General features: G+C 75.1%; 13 protein-coding genes. 12 read left to right on the top strand and 1 reads right to left on the bottom strand.

Going from position 1 to position 19081, the window contains the following annotated elements; genetic code table 11:
• Positions 1-38: 38 nt before the first annotated feature.
• Positions 39-2513, top strand: coding sequence for a LuxR C-terminal-related transcriptional regulator (locus ACWEJ6_RS07265; protein ID WP_452422061.1), 2475 nt, complete (start codon positions 39-41; stop codon positions 2511-2513).
• Positions 2514-2569: 56 nt separating this feature from the next.
• Here the strand turns inward: ACWEJ6_RS07265 and ACWEJ6_RS07260 are convergent, their stop codons facing one another.
• Positions 2570-6034, bottom strand: a complete 3465-nt coding sequence (locus tag ACWEJ6_RS07260; RefSeq protein ID WP_452422059.1) for an AfsR/SARP family transcriptional regulator — start codon at positions 6032-6034, stop codon at positions 2570-2572.
• Positions 6035-6248: 214 nt separating this feature from the next.
• Here ACWEJ6_RS07260 and ACWEJ6_RS07255 point away from each other — a divergent pair, with 214 nt between their 5' ends.
• From ACWEJ6_RS07255 to ACWEJ6_RS07205, 11 genes are read left to right on the top strand one after another with little or no spacing between them, the layout of a single operon-like run.
• Positions 6249-8207, top strand: coding sequence for an AMP-binding protein (locus ACWEJ6_RS07255; RefSeq protein ID WP_452422057.1), 1959 nt, complete (start codon positions 6249-6251; stop codon positions 8205-8207).
• Positions 8208-8221: 14 nt separating this feature from the next.
• Positions 8222-8440: a phosphopantetheine-binding protein gene (locus ACWEJ6_RS07250; protein WP_352324385.1), complete on the top strand. Its 219-nt coding sequence runs from the start codon at positions 8222-8224 to the stop codon at positions 8438-8440.
• Positions 8437-9765 (top strand): flavin monoamine oxidase family protein, encoded by a 1329-nt coding sequence (locus tag ACWEJ6_RS07245; RefSeq protein ID WP_452422055.1) that lies wholly within the window; start codon positions 8437-8439, stop codon positions 9763-9765. The genes ACWEJ6_RS07250 and ACWEJ6_RS07245 overlap by 4 nt, the downstream gene beginning before the upstream one ends.
• Positions 9758-11455 (top strand): class I adenylate-forming enzyme family protein, encoded by a 1698-nt coding sequence (locus ACWEJ6_RS07240; protein ID WP_452422053.1) that lies wholly within the window; start codon positions 9758-9760, stop codon positions 11453-11455. Before ACWEJ6_RS07245 ends, ACWEJ6_RS07240 begins: the two co-directional genes overlap by 8 nt.
• The gene (locus ACWEJ6_RS07235; protein WP_452422051.1) at positions 11452-12909 is read left to right on the top strand and encodes a KamA family radical SAM protein; all 1458 of its coding nucleotides are present in this window, start codon (positions 11452-11454) and stop codon (positions 12907-12909) included. Before ACWEJ6_RS07240 ends, ACWEJ6_RS07235 begins: the two co-directional genes overlap by 4 nt.
• A complete protein-coding gene (locus ACWEJ6_RS07230; protein ID WP_452422049.1) occupies positions 12906-13964 on the top strand; it encodes an ATP-grasp domain-containing protein in 1059 nt (352 codons plus the stop codon). The genes ACWEJ6_RS07235 and ACWEJ6_RS07230 overlap by 4 nt, the downstream gene beginning before the upstream one ends.
• A gap of 5 nt (positions 13965-13969) precedes the next feature.
• The gene (locus ACWEJ6_RS07225; RefSeq protein WP_358292668.1) at positions 13970-15199 is read left to right on the top strand and encodes a phenylacetate--CoA ligase family protein; all 1230 of its coding nucleotides are present in this window, start codon (positions 13970-13972) and stop codon (positions 15197-15199) included.
• Between the two features lie 2 nt (positions 15200-15201).
• The gene (locus ACWEJ6_RS07220; protein WP_387673130.1) at positions 15202-16458 is read left to right on the top strand and encodes an MFS transporter; all 1257 of its coding nucleotides are present in this window, start codon (positions 15202-15204) and stop codon (positions 16456-16458) included.
• Entirely contained in the window at positions 16455-17306 is an 852-nt protein-coding gene (locus ACWEJ6_RS07215) for an SDR family NAD(P)-dependent oxidoreductase (RefSeq protein ID WP_452422047.1), read from the top strand. Before ACWEJ6_RS07220 ends, ACWEJ6_RS07215 begins: the two co-directional genes overlap by 4 nt.
• A complete protein-coding gene (paaI, locus tag ACWEJ6_RS07210; protein WP_452422045.1) occupies positions 17303-17761 on the top strand; it encodes a hydroxyphenylacetyl-CoA thioesterase PaaI in 459 nt (152 codons plus the stop codon). Before ACWEJ6_RS07215 ends, paaI begins: the two co-directional genes overlap by 4 nt.
• Positions 17758-19071, top strand: coding sequence for an MFS transporter (locus ACWEJ6_RS07205; RefSeq protein ID WP_452422043.1), 1314 nt, complete (start codon positions 17758-17760; stop codon positions 19069-19071). The genes paaI and ACWEJ6_RS07205 overlap by 4 nt, the downstream gene beginning before the upstream one ends.
• Positions 19072-19081 lie beyond the last annotated feature (10 nt).

Raw genomic sequence — 19081 nt, 5'->3', positions numbered from 1 at the left:
CAATCCTGGGGTCCAGACACATGAGGATCATGGTGACGTTGCTCAGACACAACCTTCCCGCCGAGCCCGACAGGTTCATCGGGCGGGAACGGGATCTGGAGGAGTTGTGCGGGCTGGTCGGTGAGGTCAGGCTGCTGACGCTCAGCGGCGTCGGAGGCACCGGCAAGACCCGGTGCGCGCTGCAGATCGCCGCCCGGCTGGTCCCGTCCTTCCCCGACGGGGTCTGGCTGGCCGAGCTGTCCAGGCTGACCCGGGCCGACCTGCTGGTCCACGAGATCACCAAGGTGCTGGGCGTGCACGAGGAGGGCGTGCGGCCGCTGCTCGACACGCTGGTCGACTTCCTGCGCGGCAAGAAGCCGCTGCTCGTCCTGGACAACTGCGAGCACCTGGTCGAGGCGTGCGCCGAGCTGGCCGAGCGGCTGCTGACCTCCTGCGAGGACCTGCGGCTGCTGGTGACCAGCCGGGAGCCGCTGAAGATCCCCGGCGAGCTGGTGTGGCGGGTGCCGCCGCTGGCGCTGCCCGGCCCGGCGGAGGCGGCCGAGGAGGTCGAGCGGGTCGAGTCCGTGCAGCTCTTCCTCGACCGGGCGCGGTCGGCCGGGTCGGGGCTCGCGGTCACCGGCGCCAACGCCGGCGACATCGCCCGCCTCTGTCACGCCCTCGACGGCCTGCCGCTGGCCCTGGAGCTGGCCGCGGCCAGGACCGCCGCGATGTCGCCCGGCCAGATCTCGGCCCGGGTCAACGACCGGTTCCAGCTGCTGACGGCGAGCGGCCGCACCGCGCCGGCCCGGCAGCGCACCCTGCTGGCCACCCTCGAATGGAGCCACGACCTGCTCTCCCCGCAGGAGCAGGTGCTCTTCCGGCGGCTCGCGGTGTTCAGCGGGCCGTTCACCCTCGACCTGGCCGAGTCCGTCTGCGCGGGGCCGAGCCTGGCCGCCGCCCAGGTCCTCGACGTGCTCAGCGGCCTGGTCGACAAGTCGCTCGTGCTGTTCGACCAGGGCAGCTCGTGCTACCGGCTGCTGGAGTCGGCCCGCCAGTTCGCCGCCGGGAAGCTGGAGTCGGCCGGCGAGACCCGGCAGCTGCGCGACCGGCTGCTCCACGGCCTGGCCGACCTCGCCCACCACCACGGCCGCGACGTGTGGGCCACGCCCGGCCTGACCTGGCCGCAGCGCTACGCCCGGCTGCTCGCGCTCCAGGACCTGCTGGGCAACGCCCGCGAGGCCCTGTCCTGGGCCGTCCGGTCCGGCCTGGCCGAGCCCGGTCTGCGGCTCGCGTGCGGCTACATGCCGCTGTGGGCCGGGTTCGGCGAGCTGACCGAGGGCCGCCGCTGGTACGAGAGCCTGCTCGCGCTGCCCGCCGCCCGCTCACTCGCCGACCTGTCCGCCGAGGCCCTGCTCCACCACGCCAACCTGGCCTACGAGCAGCAGGACGCCGCCGCCTGCGGCGAGTCGGCCGCCCGCGCCCTTGAGCTGCGCCGGGCGACCGGCGACGACTTCATGCTGGCCTTCACCCTCGTGATCGCCGGCATGTACGAAGGCACCAAAGGCGACATCGCGCTGGCCGCCGAGCGCGGCGAGGAGGCCCTGCAACTGGCCCTGCGCGTCGGCAACGGCCTGATCGAGGCGTCCGCGCGGCTGCTGCTGTCCGGGGTGGCCGCCTTCCAGGGCCTCCGGCGCGAGTCGCTGACCAGGGGCGAGGAGGCCATCGAGGTCTACTCCCGCTTCGGCCACCTGTGGGGGGTCACCCGGGCCCACCTGGAGCTGGGCCGCTTCGCCGACTACCTCGGCGACCTCGACAGCGCCCGCCGCCACCTGGAGGAGTGCGCCGAGCTGGCCGAGGAGATGGCGGCCAAGCCCGTCCTCGCCACCAGTCTCGGCCTGCTCGGCGCGGTCCTCGCCCGCCAGGGCGACGCGGAGCGGGCCAGGGCGCGGCTGGCCAGGTGCGTGACGCTGAGCCGGTCCATGGGGCAGCACCTGCCGATCATCTCCGCGCTGGTCGCGCTGGCCGTCCTGGCCGAGAAGCAGCACGACCTGGAGACCGCCGTACGCCTCTGGGCCGCGGCCAAGGCCATGGAGGAGCGGCTCGGGCTGCCCGTCTGGACGTCCGCCACGCCCGAGCCGCTGCTCGCCCGCGCCCGCGCGGAGGCCGGCGACGGTCAGGTCCAGCTCTGGTGGACGATGGGCGGCGGCATGACGGAGGAGGAGGCCCTGCGCTACGGCCTGCGGGGCGAGCGGCCGGCCCAGGGCGCGCCGCGGCCCGCGGCGGGCAGTGCGGCGGGCAGTGCGACGGGCAGTGCGGCGGGGGCTGCGTCGGGCCCGGCGTCGGTGCTCACGCCGCGCGAGCGGGAGATCGTCGTGCTGATCAGCCGGGGGCTGTCCAACCGGGCCATCGGCGAGGAGCTGTTCATCAGCCCGGCCACGGCCGCCCGGCACGTCGCCAACATCCTGCTCAAGCTCAACTTCGGCTCGCGCACGCAGGTCGCCGCCTGGGCCGCGGAGCACGGCGTCCTCCACTGATCCCGCCGAAGCGGATCCCGCCGAAGCTGATCCCGGCGAGGCTCCGGCGGGGCCGGTCATCGGCCCGCGGCCACCTCGGCGGGCCGGGCCGGCGGCGGATCCAGGACCGCGGTGAACAGGTCGCCGGCCCGTTCCCGGAACCGTTCGGCGGCCGGCTCGTCGCCGGTGCGGCAGTGGGCGCGTCCCAGCGTCAGAAGGGCCCGCGCCTCGCCCAGCTTGTAGCCGCTGCCGGCGTGGACGCGGGCCGCGCGGGCGGCGTAGGAGATGGCCAGGCCCGGGTCGCCGGCCGCCAGCGCCGCCTCCGCGCCCGCCGCCAGCGCCGCGCCCTGCACCAGCACCGCGCCCGCCTTCCTGGCCAGCGCCAGCCCCGCCAGCGTGTCGCGCATGGCGGTCGCGTGCTCGTCCAGACGGGTACGCGCCACGGCCAGCCCCACGAGCGCGTCCGCCTGGCCCACGGCGGCGCCGATGCCGCGGGCCCGCTCCAGCGCGGCGCTCAGCTGCCCGACGGCGGCCCCGGGGTCGGTCTGGCAGCGGATCCGGCCGAGCCCGAGCAGGGCGTCCAGCTCCAGCTTGGGATCGCCGACCGCCAGCGCCCGCCGCAGCGCCTCCTCGGCGTAGCCGAGCGCGTCGGCCCGCCGGCCCGCGTCCAGGTGCACGTCGGCCAGTTCCCTGCACAGGTCGGCCTGGGACCGTTCGCCGATCGCGGCGCCGAGCCCGCGCGCCGCCGTCAGGCACCGGACGGCCTCGCCCAGCCGGCCGGTCAGCCGGAGCACGGTGCCGAGGCTGGCCAGCGCGGCGGCCTCGGTCGCGGGCAGCCCGCGGTCGCGGCAGAGCGACACCGCCTCGCTCAGGCGTTCCTCGGCGGCGTCGAGCCGGCCCATCTGGGTCAGCGCCAGCCCGAGGTCGACGAGCGGCGCGGCCCCCACCCGCGAGGAGCGCCGCGAGCCGTCCACGGCCAGGGCCAGCAGCCGCCGGGCCGCGCCGAGCCTGCCCTGCTGGAGGTGGACCACGCCGAGCGCGGCCAGCGCCGCGAGCTTCCCCTCCGGCCAGCCCGCCAGCTCGGCGGCCGTGAACGCCCCGCGCAGCTCCGCGACCGCCTCGGTCAGCTCGGCCGCCCGCCACCGGGTGGCGGCCAGGCAGTGCCCGACGGCCGCCTGCCCCAGGTGGTCGCCGGCCGCGCGGGCGGCCCGCCGCGCGTCCCGCAGCACGTCCGTCCAGCCGGGCTGGCCGCCGGTCAGGTCGAGGTAGCCGTTCATCGCGTCGATGAGCCGCCAGGCGTGCGGATGGTCGGGGGTGTTCCGTACGGCGGCGACGAGGTTGGCGCGCTCGGCGTCCAGCCAGGCCAGCGCGGCGGCGGCACCAGGAAAGGCGGCGGGAAAGGCGGCCGGGCGGCCGGAGCCGTCGGCGGGGGCGCGCAGCAGGTGGGGGTAGGCGACGTCGCCGGCCTCCCGGACCATCCGCAGGTACCAGGCCATCAGCGCGTCCAGGGCGCGGGCCCGTCCCGGCGCGGACTCCTCGGCCAGCACGCGTTCGCGGGCGTACTCCCGCATCAGGTCGTGGAAGGTGTAGCGGCCCGGCTCCGGCTCCTCGACCAGGTGCGCGGCGGCGAGTCCGGAGAGCAGCCGGTCGGCCTCGGCGGGCACGGTCCCGGCCAGCGCGCCGGCCGCCCCCGCGGTGAACGTGGGCCCGGGGACGAGCGCCAGCAGCCGGAACAGCCGCCGCGCCGCCGGATCCAGGCGGTGATAGGACAGGTCGAACGCGCCGCGCACGGCCGCGTGCGGATCTCCGGTGACCGCCAAAGCCGATAATCGGGTGCCGGTGAGCCGGCGCACCTGACCGGCGATGCCGCCGACGGCGTCCCCGCCCGGCCGGCCCAGGATGCCCGCGGCGGCGATGCGCAGCGCCAGCGGCAGCCGGCCGCACGCCCTGGCCAGGTCGAGCGCCGCGTCCCGTTCGGCGGCCAGCCGTTCGCCGCCGAGGATCCCGCCGAACAACGTGACCGCCTCGCCGGTGGACAACACGCCGAGCGGGACGGGGATCGCGCCGTCCCGGGCGACCAGGCCGTCCAGGCGGTCCCTGCTGGTGATCACGGTGGCGCAGCGACGTCCGCCCGGCAGCAGCGGGCGGACCTGCTCCTCGCTGCCGGCGTTGTCCAGCACCACCAGCACCCGCCGGTCGGCCAGCAGGCTGCGGTAGGCCGCGCTGGCCTCCTCCACCGTGCCGGGCACACGCTCGGCGGGCAGGCCCAGCCCGCGCAGGAACCGGCCGAGCGCCTCGATCGGCAGCAGCGGCCGCTCGGCCGAGTGCCCGCGCAGGTCCACGTAGAGCTGGCCGTCGGGGAAGCGGTGGCGGTTGCGGTGGGCCCAGTGCAGGGCCAGGGCCGTCTTGCCGGACCCGCCCGCGCCGGTCAGCACGGAGATCGCCGCCCCGCCGGCGGCCGGGTCGCCGCCTGCCGCGAGCGGGTCGCGGCCGGTCGCGAGCGAGGTGCCGCCCGTCGCGAGCGGGTCGTCGCCGCTCGCGAGCGCGTTGCCGCCGGTCGCGGGCGGGGCGCCGCCTGTCGTGAGCGGGTCGCCGTCCTTCGCGGGCGGGTCGCTGTCCCTCGCGGGCGGGTCGCTGTCCGTTGCCGGTGCGTCGCCGTCGGCCGTGAGCAGGTCGAGCAGGCGGAGCTGGGCGGTCCGGCCGGTGAACTGGCCGGGGGCGGGCGGCAGCTGTGCGGGCGTCACCGTTTCCCGGGAATCGGCCGGCCTGATCGGCGGAACGTTCCCGCGCAGGATGCGCTGGTGCAGTTGCCGCAGCTCGGGGCCGGGGTCGAGGCCCAGTTCCTCGGTGAGGCGGCGGCGGGTGCGCTCGTATCGCTCCAGCGCGTCCACGCGGCGGCCGGCCCGGCACAGCGCCAGCATGAGCAGGCCGACCAGCCCCTCGCGGAACGGGTGCTCGGCGACCAGCGCGATCAGCTCCGGCACCAGCACGGCCGCGCGGCCCGCCCGGACCTCGGCGTCCAGGCACTCCTCGACGGCGCCGAGGCGTTCCTCGGCGAGCGCGTCGCGCAGCCGGTCCAGCAGCTCGCCGCCGGAGACGCCGGTCAGCGGCTCGCCGCGCCACAGGGTCAGGGCGCGGCGCAGCCCGGTGGCCTGCCGCTCGGCCGTCTCGCCGGCGCGCGCCCGGGTGACCGCCGTGCGGAACTCGTGCACGTCCACCTGCCCGGGGTCCAGGCCGAGCTGGTAGCCGCGCGGGCGGTAGGCGATGGTGACGCCGGCCGCGGCCAGGAGGGGGCGCAGCCGGGAGACGTACCCCTGCACCAGGTTGCGCGCCCCGGCCGGAGGCCGTTCGCCCCACAGGCCCTCGATCAGCCGGTTCACCGAGACGAGCCGGCCCGCGTCCAGCGCGAGCAGGGCCAGCGCCGCGCGCTGCCGGGGCGGCCCGAGTGGGATCTCCTGGCGCCCCCGCCAGGCGCGCACCGCCCCCAGGAGCCCGATTTTCAGTACGTCCGCCAGACCCGCCCGTGCTGTTTCGTCTGACATATCGCATTTCCCCTTTGCCACGTCGCAGGCCGCCATACAGGAGACATGACAGGCAGTACAGCCGAAATCCTGACGCCATCAAGCCCCCGTGCAGCGCCCTGCTGCACTCTGAACGCGATCTCGCTTGGGTTCGCTCCACATTCGCTTGACACGGGCTGACAGACGCGCCGACGCGCGGCCGGCCCCGTCGCGTCGCCCCGGGGAAGAGGCAGCGTTGTCCGAACCGCACCACGACGTTCTCCAGGAGTTCGCCCGCACGGCCGGGCTCCATCCGGGCCGTCCGGCCCTCGTCCACGACGGTCGCACCGTCACCTACGCCGAGCTGGCCGTCTGGGTCCGCGCCATTGCCCGGCGGCTCGGGCCCGGTCCCGGGGCGGTGGGCGTGCTGACGTCCCGCGCGCCGGGGACCGTGGCCGCGCTGCTCGGCACGCTGGCGGCGGGCGGCGCGTACGTGCCCGTCGACCCGGCGCACCCGCGGGCCCGCCGGCAGGCGATGCTGGCGGCGGCCGGCTGCCGCACGCTGGTCGCGTCCGGGCCGGACGCATGGGCCCCGGACGGCGTACAGGTGATCGAGCCGCCCGATCACGGGGGTTCTGACGGCAGCTCTGACGCCGACGCCGACCACTCCGGCGGCGACTCCGACTACTCCGGCGTCCCCGGCGGGGACTTCGGCGGCGATTTCGGGGGCGACCTCGACGGCGGCGCGGCGGGTGAGCTGCCGGTCGTCGCGGGGGACGCGCCCGCGTACGTCCTGTTCACCTCCGGTTCGACCGGTGCGCCCAAGCCCGTGGTGACGCCCAGGCGGGCGATCTCCGTCGTTACCGGGGCGCTGCGCGAGCTGTTCGGCATCACCCCGGCCGACCGGGTGCTCCAGTTCGCCTCGCTGAACTGGGACACCTGCCTGGAGGAGATCCTGCCCGCCCTGACCGGCGGGGCGGCGCTGGTCTTCCACGACGGCGCGCACTCGGGCTCGTTCCGGCGGATGTTGCGCGCGGTCGCCGACGAGCGGATCAGCGTGCTGGACCTGCCCACGGCGTTCTGGCACGAGCTGGTACGGCACCTGGCCGACGAAGGGGCCGCGCTGCCTCCGTGCGTCCGGCTGGTGATCATCGGCGGCGAGGCCGTCAGCCCGTCGCGCCTGGCCGACTGGCGGGCCCTGGACACCGGCGGCGTCCGCCTGCTCAACACCTACGGATGCACGGAGACCACCCTCATCACGCACGCCATCGACCTGCACGGCCCGATGACCGACGGGGTCGTGGGTGGGCTGGCGCCGTCGGACCCGCCTGGCTCGACGGCGGGGGAGCGGGCGTCGGCGGACTCGCTCGGCTCCACGGTGGATGAGCGGGTGCGGGGGGCGGAGGAGCGGGTGCCGTCGGACTCGCCTGGCTCGACGGCGGGGGAGCGGGCGTCGGCGGACCCGTCCGGCTCCACGGTGGAAGGGCGGGTGCCGGGGGCGGGGGAGCGGGTGCCGATCGGGTGGGCGCTTGCGCACGTCGAGCAGCGGGTGAGTGCGGAGGGCGAGTTGCTGGTCGGCGGCCCGGCGCTGGCGCTGGGCTACCTGGGCCTGCCGGAGGCGACCGCCGCGCGCTTCGTCACCCCCGAGGCGGGCGGCGGGCGGTTCTTCCGCACCGGGGACCGGGTCACCGTGACCGGCGGCGGGGCGCTCGTCCACGAGGGACGGCTCGACCACGAGCTCAAGATCCGGGGCATCCGGGTGGACCCGGCCGAGGTCGAGGCGCACATCGCCGGCCATCCGGGCGTGAGCGCGGTCGCGGTGGCGGGTGTCACGGTCGCCGATCACACCACCCTCGCCGCCTACGTCGTCCCCCGCCCGCAGCCCGGCCGGGACGCCGAGCACCCGAAACCCGTCCAGGACGCCGACGGCCCGCAGCCCGGCCGGGGCGCCGACGACCCGAAGCCCGTCCGGGACGCCCAGGACCCGCAGCCCGTCCGGGATGCCCAGGACCTGGAGCCCGGCCGGGATGCCCAGGATCCGCAGCCCGGCCGGGACGTCGAGGGCGGGCTGGCCGGCGAGGTGCGGGAGTACCTGCGGGGCCGGGTGCCGGGCCACCTGGTGCCCAGCCGGATCACCGTCGTGCCCGAACTGGCCTACACCACCAGCGGCAAGGTCGACCGCGCCGGTTCGCACCGGCGCTACACCACCAACTGAAGGAGATCATGCACGTGGACGTCACCGCCGTCTCCGACATCTTCCGGCGGGTACTGGAAAACCCCGAAATAACGGATGATTCTGACTTTTTCGTCTTGGGTGGGGATTCCCTGCTCGCCACCCGCGTCCTCAGCGCGATCGCCCGCGACTGCGGCGCCGAGCTGGACTTCGACGACTTCCTCGACGCGCCCACCCCGGCCGCGCTGGCCAAGAAGATCGCGAGCCTGGCATGAGGGTCGTCGTCGTGGGAGCGGGCCTCGCGGGGCTCACCGCCGCCGCCGACCTGGCCGCGTCCGGCGCCGAGGTCACCGTGATCGAGGCCAGGGACCGCGTCGGCGGGCGTACGCACGGCATCGAGGTCGCCCCCGGCGGCTGGGCCGACGCGGGCGCGGCGTACCTGGGGGAGCGGCACACCGCACTGACGGCCCTGCTGGCCGAGCTGGACCTGAAGACCACCCCGGCCACCGTGGGCGGCGCGGCCAGGTTCGCGCTCGGCGGCGAGCCCGGGACCGGCCGGTTCCCGCCTCTGTCGGCGGTCGCGCTGGGCGGCCTGTTCGACGCGCTGGAGGAGCTGGCCGCCGCCGTCCGCCCCGAGGCCCCCTGGCTGACCCCGGACGCCGCCCGCCTGGACGCCACCACGGCGGCGGACTGGGCCGCCGAGCACCTGACGCATCCGGACGCGCGGCTGTTCTTCCCGCTGTTCGCCGGCGAGATGATGGCCGCCGACCCGGCGGACGTGTCCGTCCTGCATCTGGCCTTCTACCTGCGCTCGGGCGGCGGGCTGCGCTACCTGAACGCCTTCGCGGGCGGCGCGCAGGAGGACCGGATCGACGGCGGCGCCCACCAGGTGTGCCTGCGCCTGGCCGCCCGGCTCGGCGACCGGGTGCGCCTCGGCGAGCCGGTACGCGCGGTCCACCAGGACGCGACCGGCGTGGACGTCGTCACCGCGACCGGCGCCACCAGGGCGGACGCGGTGGTGGTCGCCGTGCCGCCGGTGCTGGCCGACGCCGTGGAGTTCCGGCCGGGCCTGCCCGCGCCGCGGTCGGGCCCCCGTACGGCGCCCGGCTGCGCGGTGAAGGTGCACCTGGTCTACCCCGCGCCGCTCTGGCGCGAGCAGGGCCTTTCGGGCTGGTCGGTCAGCGCGGACGGCCCCCTGCTGTCCACCGTGGACGACTCGCCCGCGGGCGGCTCGGCGGGCGTGCTGACCGGGTTCGTGACCGGCGCGCAGGCCAAGGCGTTCGCCGCGCTGTCCCCGCGCGAGCAGGCCGAGCGGGCGCGGGCCCAGGTCGCGCGGCTGTTCCCCGGGCTGCCCGCCCCGGACGCCTGCCATGTGACCGACTGGCTGAGCGACGAGCACAGCCGGGGCTGCTACGCGGCGCTGTTCGGGCCGGGCGACTGGCCGCGGCTCGGCCCGCGGCTGACGACCCCCCACCAGCGGGTGCACTGGGCCGGCACCGAGACGAGCACCGAGTTCTTCGGCCTGATGGAAGGCGCCATCCGCTCAGGACACCGGGTGGCCGCGGAGATCGACGCGACGTGGAGGCACATCCATGACTGACCAGACCCCGATCGCCCCCCTGGCCGTACGGCAGGGCTTCATGACCGAGCCCGGCCTCGGCGCGGGCAACTTCCTCGACCACGCGCTGGCGGCCAACCCCAACCGGTCGGTGCCGTTCATCCACAGCCACCACACCGACCACCGCGGCCAGGTCGTGTTACGCGGCCACAGCCTCACCGACCTCGCGGCCCTGCGCGACCGGTACGCCACCTGGTACCACGCCAACGGCGTGCGGCCCGGCGAGCCCGTGGGCGTCGTCGTCGCCGAGGGCCTGGAGCCGCTGCTGCACTTCCTGGCGCTGACCGCGCTCGGCGCGATCCCGGCGATGGTCAACGACGCCATGCGGGCCGACGTCATGGCCGGCTACCTGGAGCATGTCGGCGTGGTGGGCGTGGTCGCCGACGACACGACCCGGCTGCAGCTCGCCTACCGCAACACGCCGCGCGCCCGGCCCCGGTTCGTCGCCCTGGCGGCCGAGGTGCGGGCCCACGACGCGGCGGCCGGCGGGCTGCCGGAGCAGTACCCGTACCGGCACGAGCCGGACGACGTGGTGGCGCTCATCCACTCCTCCGGCACCACCGGCACCCCCAAGTCCACCATCCTCGGACACCGCAGCTTCTGGGACGGCAAACAGCTCCGGATGGTGCGTTTCCCGGCGGAGCCGTACGACCGGCTGATGTCGCTCATGCCGCACACGCACGCGGGCGGGCTCAGCTACTTCCTCACCGCGGTGCTGCTCGGGCTGCCGACCGTGATCATGTCGGACTGGCGGCGGGCCGGGGTGGAGCCGGTCATGGAGGCGTTCCAGCCGACCATGGTGGCCTCGTTCCCGCGCACGTTCGTCGAGCTGGCCACCGGCGAGCTGCCGGTCAGGGGCGCGGCCCGGGTGCACTCCTGGTTCAACACCGGGGACAGCGCCCACTACGGCCACATCCGGCGGCTCGTCCAGCTCGGCGAGCGGCCCGCGGGGCTGATCAGGTCGTGGCTGCTGCCGCGCGGCGAGGCCGCCGGCGAGCCGCTGCCCGGCTCCCAGTTCGTGGACGGGCTCGGCTCCTCGGAGATGGGCATGGCGCTGTTCGGCCAGGTCACCACCCCCGAGACGCCGCGTGCCGACCGCTGCGTGGGCAAGCCCCAGGACGCGGTGATCAAGGCCGCCGTGCTCGACGAGAACGGCCGGGAGCTGCCCGACGGCGAGGTCGGCCTGCTGGGCGTGATCACCCCGTCGCGCACCCCCGGCTACTGGAACGACGCCAGGCTGACCGGCAGCTTCGAGCTCAACGGCTACTGGCTCACCGGCGACGTCGCCCGCCGGGACGCCGAGGGCGACTTCTACCACCTCGACCGCACCGTGGACGTGATCGACACCGCCGCCGGGCCGGTCTACAGCCTGCCCGTCGAGGAGGTCCTCATCGCCGACTGCGCGGACCTCGTCCAGGACTGCTCGGTCGTCGGCGTGCCGGGGCCCGAGGGGCAGGTGCCGATCGCCGTCGTACGGACGCAGGCCGAGGCCGCCGCGGTCACCGCCGAGGAGATCAGGGAGAAGGCCAACAAGGCGCTGGCCGACGCGGGCCTGGCCACGCTGGGCGCGGTGATCCTGGCGCGTACCGAGCAGGACTACCCGCTCGGCCCCACAGGCAAGGTGCTCAAGCGCGAGCTCCGCACCCGGCACGCGGCGCTGTTCGCCGGATGAGCCCGAACGACGACACGCCCCGCCGCCCCGCCGCCGACGCCGAGACCGCCCGGTCCGGGGCCGCGGGGTCCGGGGCCGCGGGGTCCGGGGCCGCGGGGTCCGGGGATGCCGACCGCCCCTATGTGTACGCGCGGCGGGCGCTCGCCGAGCCCGACTGGCGGCGGCTGCCGGGGTGGCGCGGGGTCACCGAGGCGCAGTGGCGCGACGCCCAGTGGCAGCGCGCCCACTGCGTGCGCAACGCGGCGCAGCTGCGCGCCGTGACCGGCGACCTGCTCCAGGACGCCTTCCTCGCCGACCTGGCCGCCGACGTGGCCCGGTTCGCCACCATGTCCATGCTGGTCACGCCCCAGCTCCTCAACGTCATGGCGCCGGACGAACCCGGCGATCCGGCCGCGTTCACGGCGGCGTTCCTGGCCAACCCGGTCCGCCGCTACCTGCTGCCGGTCGCCTCCGACCGGCACCCGGTCTGGCCGAGCCATCCGCGGGCCCAGCGGGACTCGCTGCACGAGGCCGAGATGTGGGCGGTGGAGGGCCTGACCCACCGCTACCCGACGAAGGTGCTGGCCGAGCTGCTGGCCACGTGCCCGCAGTACTGCGGCCACTGCACCCGGATGGACCTGGTCGGCACCTCCACCCCGCAGGTCGTCAAGGCCAGGCTCACGCTCAGGCCGGTGGACCGGCAGGAGCTGATGCTGGACTACCTCAAGCGCACGCCCGCCGTCCGCGACGTGGTGGTCTCCGGCGGCGACCTGGCGAACATGCCGTGGCCGCGGCTGGAGGCGTTCCTGCTGCGGCTGCTGGAGCTGGAGTCCGTACGCGACATCCGGCTGGCCACCAAGGCGCTGGTCGGGCTGCCGCAGCACTGGCTCCAGCCGGCCGTGGTCGAGGGCGTGGGCCGGGTGGCGGCCGTCGCGCGGGCCCGCGGGGTGAACCTGGCCGTGCACACCCACGCCAACCACGCCCGCTCGGTGACGCCGCTGGTCGCCGAGGCCGCTGGGGCCCTGCTCGCGGCCGGCGTGCGGGACGTGCGCAACCAGGGCGTGCTCATGCGCGGCGTGAACGCCACCCCGCACGACCTGCTCGACCTGTGCTTCGCCCTGCACGGCGAGGCCGGCATCCTGCCCTACTACTTCTACGTCTGCGACCTGATCCCCAACGCCGAGCACTGGCGCACCCCGCTGCACCAGGCGCGGCACCTCCAGGAGGCCATCATGGGCCACCTGCCCGGCTACGCCACGCCCCGGATCGTGTGCGACGTGCCCTACGTCGGCAAGCGCTGGGTGCACCAGGCCGCCGCCTACGACCGGGAACGCGGCGTCTCGTACTGGACCAGGAGCCACGGGATCGGGCTGGAGCCGCCCGGCCCGGCGCGCCGCTTCCCCTTCTACGACCCGATCGACACCCTGCCCGAGCCCGGCCGCCGCTGGTGGGCGAGCCAGAAGGGAGAGTCATGAGCTCGTTGCGCCGTTTGTGCTGGATCTTCCCCGACCGGGAGTCCACCCGGGCCACCGCGATGTGGCACCCGTTCTTCTGGGACCTGTACGAGGAGGTCGCCGCCGAGCTCGGCCTGCGCTGGACCAGGAACTCCCCGGACTCGGTCACCGTGGACGCCCTGGAGCCCGGCCGGCCCCGCGTCTTCGTGGACGACGAGCCCGTCACCCCCGAGGACACCCTCTTCATCACCGCCCTGTACTCCCTGCCCTACCAGTCCATGGACGTCTTCAACCAGTACGCCCTCTACGCCGTGCTGGAGGAGGCCGGCTTCTACCTGCCGTTCCCGCCGTCCCTGTCGCCGGTGGCCAACGACAAGCTGGCCACCGTCCTGCGGCTGCGCGACTCGCCCGTGCCGCCGATCCCGACCCTGCGCATCGGCACCGGCCGGGACACCAGCAAGCACCTGTACGAGGCCGCCATCGCCGGCCTCACCTACCCGGCCCTGGTCAAGCCGGCCGGCTGGTGCGGCGGCGGCGGGGTGAACCTGGCCCGCGACTCCGAGGAGCTGCGCGGCCTGGCCAGCCTCGCCCAGGGCGGCGACACCACGCTCGTCGTCCAGCCCTACCTGGGCGACGGCACCGTGGACTACCGCGTCTACGTCGTGGACGGCGAGCCGTACGCGGTCATGAAACGCATCCCGGAGCCGGGCTCGCCGGTCGCCAACGCCAGCAGGGGCGGCACGATGGAGTTCCCGCCCGTGCCGCCCGAGCTGGCGGCGGCCACGGCGTACTTCTACGAGCGGCTGCCCATCCCCTTCTTCTGCGTCGACTTCCTGCACGACGGCGAGCGCTACTGGTTCTCCGAGCTGGAGCCCGACGGCGTGATCGCGCCCGACCTCGGCGACCCCGCCCGCACCCTCCAGCGCGACGTCACCCGCGCCCGCTGGACGGCCTACCGCGACGGCCACACCCGCTTCCTCAAAGACCGCCACCCGCAAGACCGCCTTCCGCAAGACCGCCTTCCGCACGACCGTCTTCCGCACGACCGTCTTCCGCACGACCCCGAGAGCTGGTGACCCCCATGACCGAATCGTTCTCGCTGACGTCCGCGGCGGCCGAGCCGCTGCTGCGCGTCCCGAGGCGCTCGCTGGAGCGGCTGAGGAGCGTGCCCGCGCTCGCGCCGCGCTACGAGGGCCACGAGAAGGTGCTCACGCTGGAGGACCTGGCCGCCCTGCCGCCGCTGGTCAAGGACGACCTCAACGTCGCGCTCGCGCACCTGGAACCCAAGGCCGGACAGGGCGCGACCTGGCTCTTCCAGAGCGGCGGCAGCACCGGCGCGCCCAAGGTCGGCTACGCCCCCACCGGCTTCTACATGGACGGCGTGCACCGCCACTGGCAGCCGCTCGAACCGGACGACGTCTTCGTCAACGCCTGGGGCGCCGGCCGCATGTGGGGCGCCCACTTCCTGGCCGCCGCCTTCGCCGACCTGTCCGGCTGCCGGGTCATCGCCCTGGGCTCGGTCGGCAAGGAGGAGTACGGCGACTGGCTCGGCTTCTTCGCCGACCGGAAGGTGACCGCGTTCGGCGGCACGCCCAGCGTCCTGCGGCTGTGGTTCGCCCACGCCCGCGCGGCCGGCCTGCGCCTGCCCGCGCTGCGCAAGGTGCTCTGGCTGGGCGAGGCCTGGCATCCCCAGCTCGACGAGGACCTGGCCGAGGTCGCCCCGGACGCCCGCCGCTGGGGCATGTTCGGCAGCACCGAGACCTGGGTCGCCGCCACCAACACCCCGGACTGCCCGGCCGACGTCTTCCACCCGCTGCCCGACCAGCTCGTGCACAGCGACGCCGACGAGCTGCTGGACTTCACCACGCTCAACCCCGACATGCTCAACCCGGTGCTGCGTTACCGCACCGGCGACGCCGGCCGCCTCGTCTCCTGCCCGTGCGGCCGGGACGGCAGGGCGCTGCGCGTCCTGGGCCGCCGCGACTCGGTCGTCCAGGTGCGCGGCCTCGGCCTGCACGTGGACGACGTCGTCGCCCAGGCCGAGCGCGAGGCCGGCGTGCTGCGCGCCCAGGTCCTGATCACCGAGCGGCAGGGCCGGGTCTCCGGCGTGGACGTGCTGCTGCTGACCGGCCCCGAGACCCCGCCCGACCTGCCCGAACGGCTGCGCCACGACCTCCTGGCCGCCACCTTCACCCTCAGCACGGCCTTCCAGCACGACCCCGGCTCCTTCCGCGTCCGGACGGTCGACGCGCTGATCGGCAACGACCGCACCGGCAAGACCTCCTCCTTCGTCGTGCGGGAGGAGCAGTGAGGATGCCGGGGTCGCTCGGCCGGGAGTTCGGCCTCTACTGGAGCGGCCAGACGGTGAGCCTGCTCGGCGACCGGATCACCGTGTTCGTCGTGCCGACGCTGATGATCTTCGTGTTGCACGCCTCCGCGCTGGAGGTCGGCATCGTGGCCATGGCCCAGTACCTGGGCATCCCGCTGCTCGGGCCGATCGCCGGGGTGCTCGTGGACCGGTGGGACAAGCGGCTGACCATGGTCGTGTGCGACCTCGTCCGGCTGGTGGCGGTGGGGGTCATCCCGGTCGCGTACTGGTGCGGGGTGCTCTCGACGCCGGTGCTGTTCGTGTGCGTGGCGCTGATCAGCGGCGCGACCATCTTCTTCAACATCGGCTACCTCGTCGCCGTGCCGACGACCGTGCCGCAGGACCGGCTGGTGCGGGCGTACTCGCGGCTGGAGGGCAGCAGCACGGTGTCGGAGGTGGCCGGGCCGTCGATCGCGGCGGGCCTGTACCACCTGCTCGGCGTCGCCTCGCTGCTCGTGGACGCGGCCAGCTACCTGGTCTCGGCGGCCTGCCTGCGGGCCATGAAGCCGTGGGGCGTCACGACCGGGGAGCGTGTGCCGGTGCGCTCGCGGCTGATGCTCGGCTTCCGGCTGAACTGGGCCGACCCGGTGCTGCGCCGGGTGGTGCTGGCCGCGGTGGTGCTCAACTCGGGCGGGCCGGTCTTCGTCACGGTCCTGCCGGTGCTGGCCTACCAGGGGCTCGGCGTCTCGGTGGGCGTGTTCGGCGCGGCGATGTCGGCGGCGGCCGTCGGCGCGGTGCTCGGCGCGCTGGCCGCCCCGAAGATCAGCGACCGGCTCGGCCTCGGCCGGACCATGGCCTGGGCGCTGCTGCTGCACTGCCTGGTCGGCCTCGGCGTGCTGGCCGCGCCCGCGCTGCCCGCCGCGGCGGTGATCGGCGTGACGTTCGGCTGCTACGGCTTCTTCATGTCGTGCATCAACGTGTGCAGCGCGCCGATCCGGCAGTCGCGGATGGCCGCCGAGAACCAGGGCGTCATGCACGCCGCGTTCCGCACGGCGACCTGGGGGGTGATCCCGCTGGCCGCGCTCGCGGGCGGGTCGGCGGTCACCCTGCTGACGCCCGCGCTGGGCGTGCTCGGCGCGGCGCAGGCCGTCATGGCCGGCGGCACGCTGCTGGCGGCGTTCTCGTTCCTGCCCGCCTCGGGGATCCAGGCCCACATGGACCGGGCCGAGCCGCGGGCGCACCTGGCGGGGAGCGCGTCATGACGACTGTGCTGATCACCGGGACCTCGTCGGGGATCGGGCTGGCCACCGCGGTGACCGCCGCGCGGGCCGGGCTGACGGTGGTGGCCACCATGCGCGACCTCGGACGCGACGGCGACCTGCGCGCGGCGGCCGACCGGGCCGGCGTCACCCTGGACGTCCGCCACCTCGACGTCACCGACCCCGCCTCGGCGTGGGCGTGCGTGAAGGGTGTGCGCGAGACGTACGGAGGGCTGGACGCGCTGGTCAACAACGCGGGCGTGTCGAACTTCGACCCCACGATGGAGATGTCCACGCCGGAGGCGCTGCGCGCCAACTTCGAGGTCAACTTCTTCGGGGTGATCGAGGTGAGCCGGGTGGCGATGCCGCTGCTGCGGGCCGCCGGAGGGCGTCTGGTGACGGTCGGCAGCGTGCACGGCGTCGTGGGCCAGCCGTTCAACGAGGCGTACGCGGCGGCGAAGGCGGCGGTCGAGGGGTTCATGGAGAGCCTGGCGCCGGTCGCGGCCGCGCACGGCGTACGGGTGAGCGTGGTGGTGCCCGGCTTCGTCTCCGACACCCGGTTCGGGATTTTTCCGGACATCAACCGGAAGACCATCCGGGCCGCCTCCGGCCCGTACGCCCCGGCCTTCGACGCCTACATCGACTGGGTGTGCGGCCCCGGCTGGGAGGGCGCCGGCCAGACCTCCTGGCAGGTGGCCGACGTGATCGTGGCCGCGCTGACCGCCGCCGACCCGCCCTTCCGCATCCCGACCGGGCCCTGGGTGTCGCGGTACGTGGCCGGCAAGCTCGCCGACCCCGACGGCTCGGCCGTCCAGGCCATGGCCAGGACCTGGCTCGGAGCCACCCCATGACCGCCCCCGCGCCCGACCCCGCAAAAGGCCCTGCGCCCGACCCCGCGACCGACCCCGCGGCCGGCCCCGATCCGGCCTGCCGGGCGCTCGGCATCGCGCTGGAGGAGGCCGCCGGCGGCCGGGCCCGGCTGCGCATGCGCGTCACCGAGGACATGGTGAACGGGCACGGCGTCGCCCACGGCGGCTACCTGTTCCTGCTCGCCGACGCCGCCTTCGACCACGCCTGCAACAGCCGCGGCCCGGTCATGCTGGCCCACAGCGCCCAGGTGACGTTCCTGCGCCCGGCGGCGGCCGGCGACGTGCTGGTGGCCGAGGCCACGGAACGGGCAAGACACGGTCGGCACGGCGTCTACGACGTCACCGTACGCCGCCCGGCCGGCGAGATCGTCGCCGAGTTCCGCGGCCACGGCGTCGTGGTCGCCGGCCGTCCCACCAACGAAGGGAGAACCTCATGAACCGGCGGACCGGACGCTGGATCGAGCACTGGGAACCCGAGGACCCGGGCTTCTGGGCGGCCGTCGGACGCCGCGTCGCCACCAGAAACCTCATCTTCTCCATCTTCGTCGAGCATCTCGGCTTCGCGGTGTGGCTGCTGTGGAGCGCCGTCGTCGTCCTGCTGCCGAAGGCGGGCTTCCCGTTCACCGTCGACCAGCTCTTCTGGCTCGTCGCGGTGCCGAACCTGGTCGGCAGCACGCTGCGGCTGCCCTACACCTTCGCCGTCTCGGCCTTCGGTGGGCGCAACTGGAACGTGGCCAGCGCCCTGCTGCTCCTGGCTCCGACGGGGCTGCTGGCCTGGCTGGTCACCGATCCGGCCAGGCCCTACTGGATGTTCCTGGCCGCCGCCGCCACGGCCGGGCTCGGCGGCGGCAACTTCGCCTCCTCCATGGCCAACGTCTCCTACTTCTACCCGGAGCGGCGCAAGGGGTTCGCGCTGGGCGTGAACGCGGCCGGCGGGAACCTGGGCGTGGCGGTCGTGCAACTGCTGATCCCGCTGGTGGCGGCGGGCGGCCTGGCGTACGCGGGGCTGGTGTGGATGCCGCTCGTCGTGGCCGCCGCGCTGTGCGCGTACCTGTTCATGGACAACCTGGCCGTCGCCAGGACCGGCTTCGGCACCCAGGGCCGGGCGTTCCTGCGTCCGCACACCTGGGTCATGTCCTTCCTGTACATCGGCACCTTCGGCTCGTTCATCGGTTACTCGGCGGCGTTCCCGCTGGTCGCCCGGTCGGCGTTCGCCGAGTCCGCCTCGCCGTACCTGGCCTTCCTCGGACCGCTGGCCGGGTCGCTGGCGCGGCCGGTCGGCGGCTGGCTGGCCGACCGGTACGGCGGGGCCAAGGTCACCTCGTGGTCGTTCGTCGCCATGGCCGCCGGGGCCGTGGCCGCGCTCGCCGCGCTCGGACGGCACAGCTTCCCGCTCTTCCTGGGCGCGTTCCTGCTGCTGTTCGTCGCCTCGGGGGCGGGGAACGGGTCCACGTACCGGATGATCCCGGCCATCTTCACCGCGCAGGCCCGGCACGGGTCTCCGGACGCGCGGCTGCGGGCCAGGCGCGAGGCCGCGGCGGCCATCGGCATCGCCTCCGCGGTCGGCGCGTTCGGCGGGTTCCTCATCCCCCGCGGCTTCGCCGTCTCGCTGGCCGGGACGGGTTCCGTCGCGCCCGCACTCCAGGTGTTCATCGGCGCCTACGCCGTCTTCCTGGCCACCAACTGGTGGTTCTACCGCCGCCGGGTGCTGGCGCGGGTCCCGAGCCTCGCCCACAGCCGGATCTGAGCATCGACGA

It is taken from the genome of Nonomuraea sp. NPDC004702, assembly GCF_053601695.1.
The sequence above is the reverse complement of the archived record's forward strand: the minus strand, read 5'-3'. Positions and strand labels throughout refer to the sequence as shown.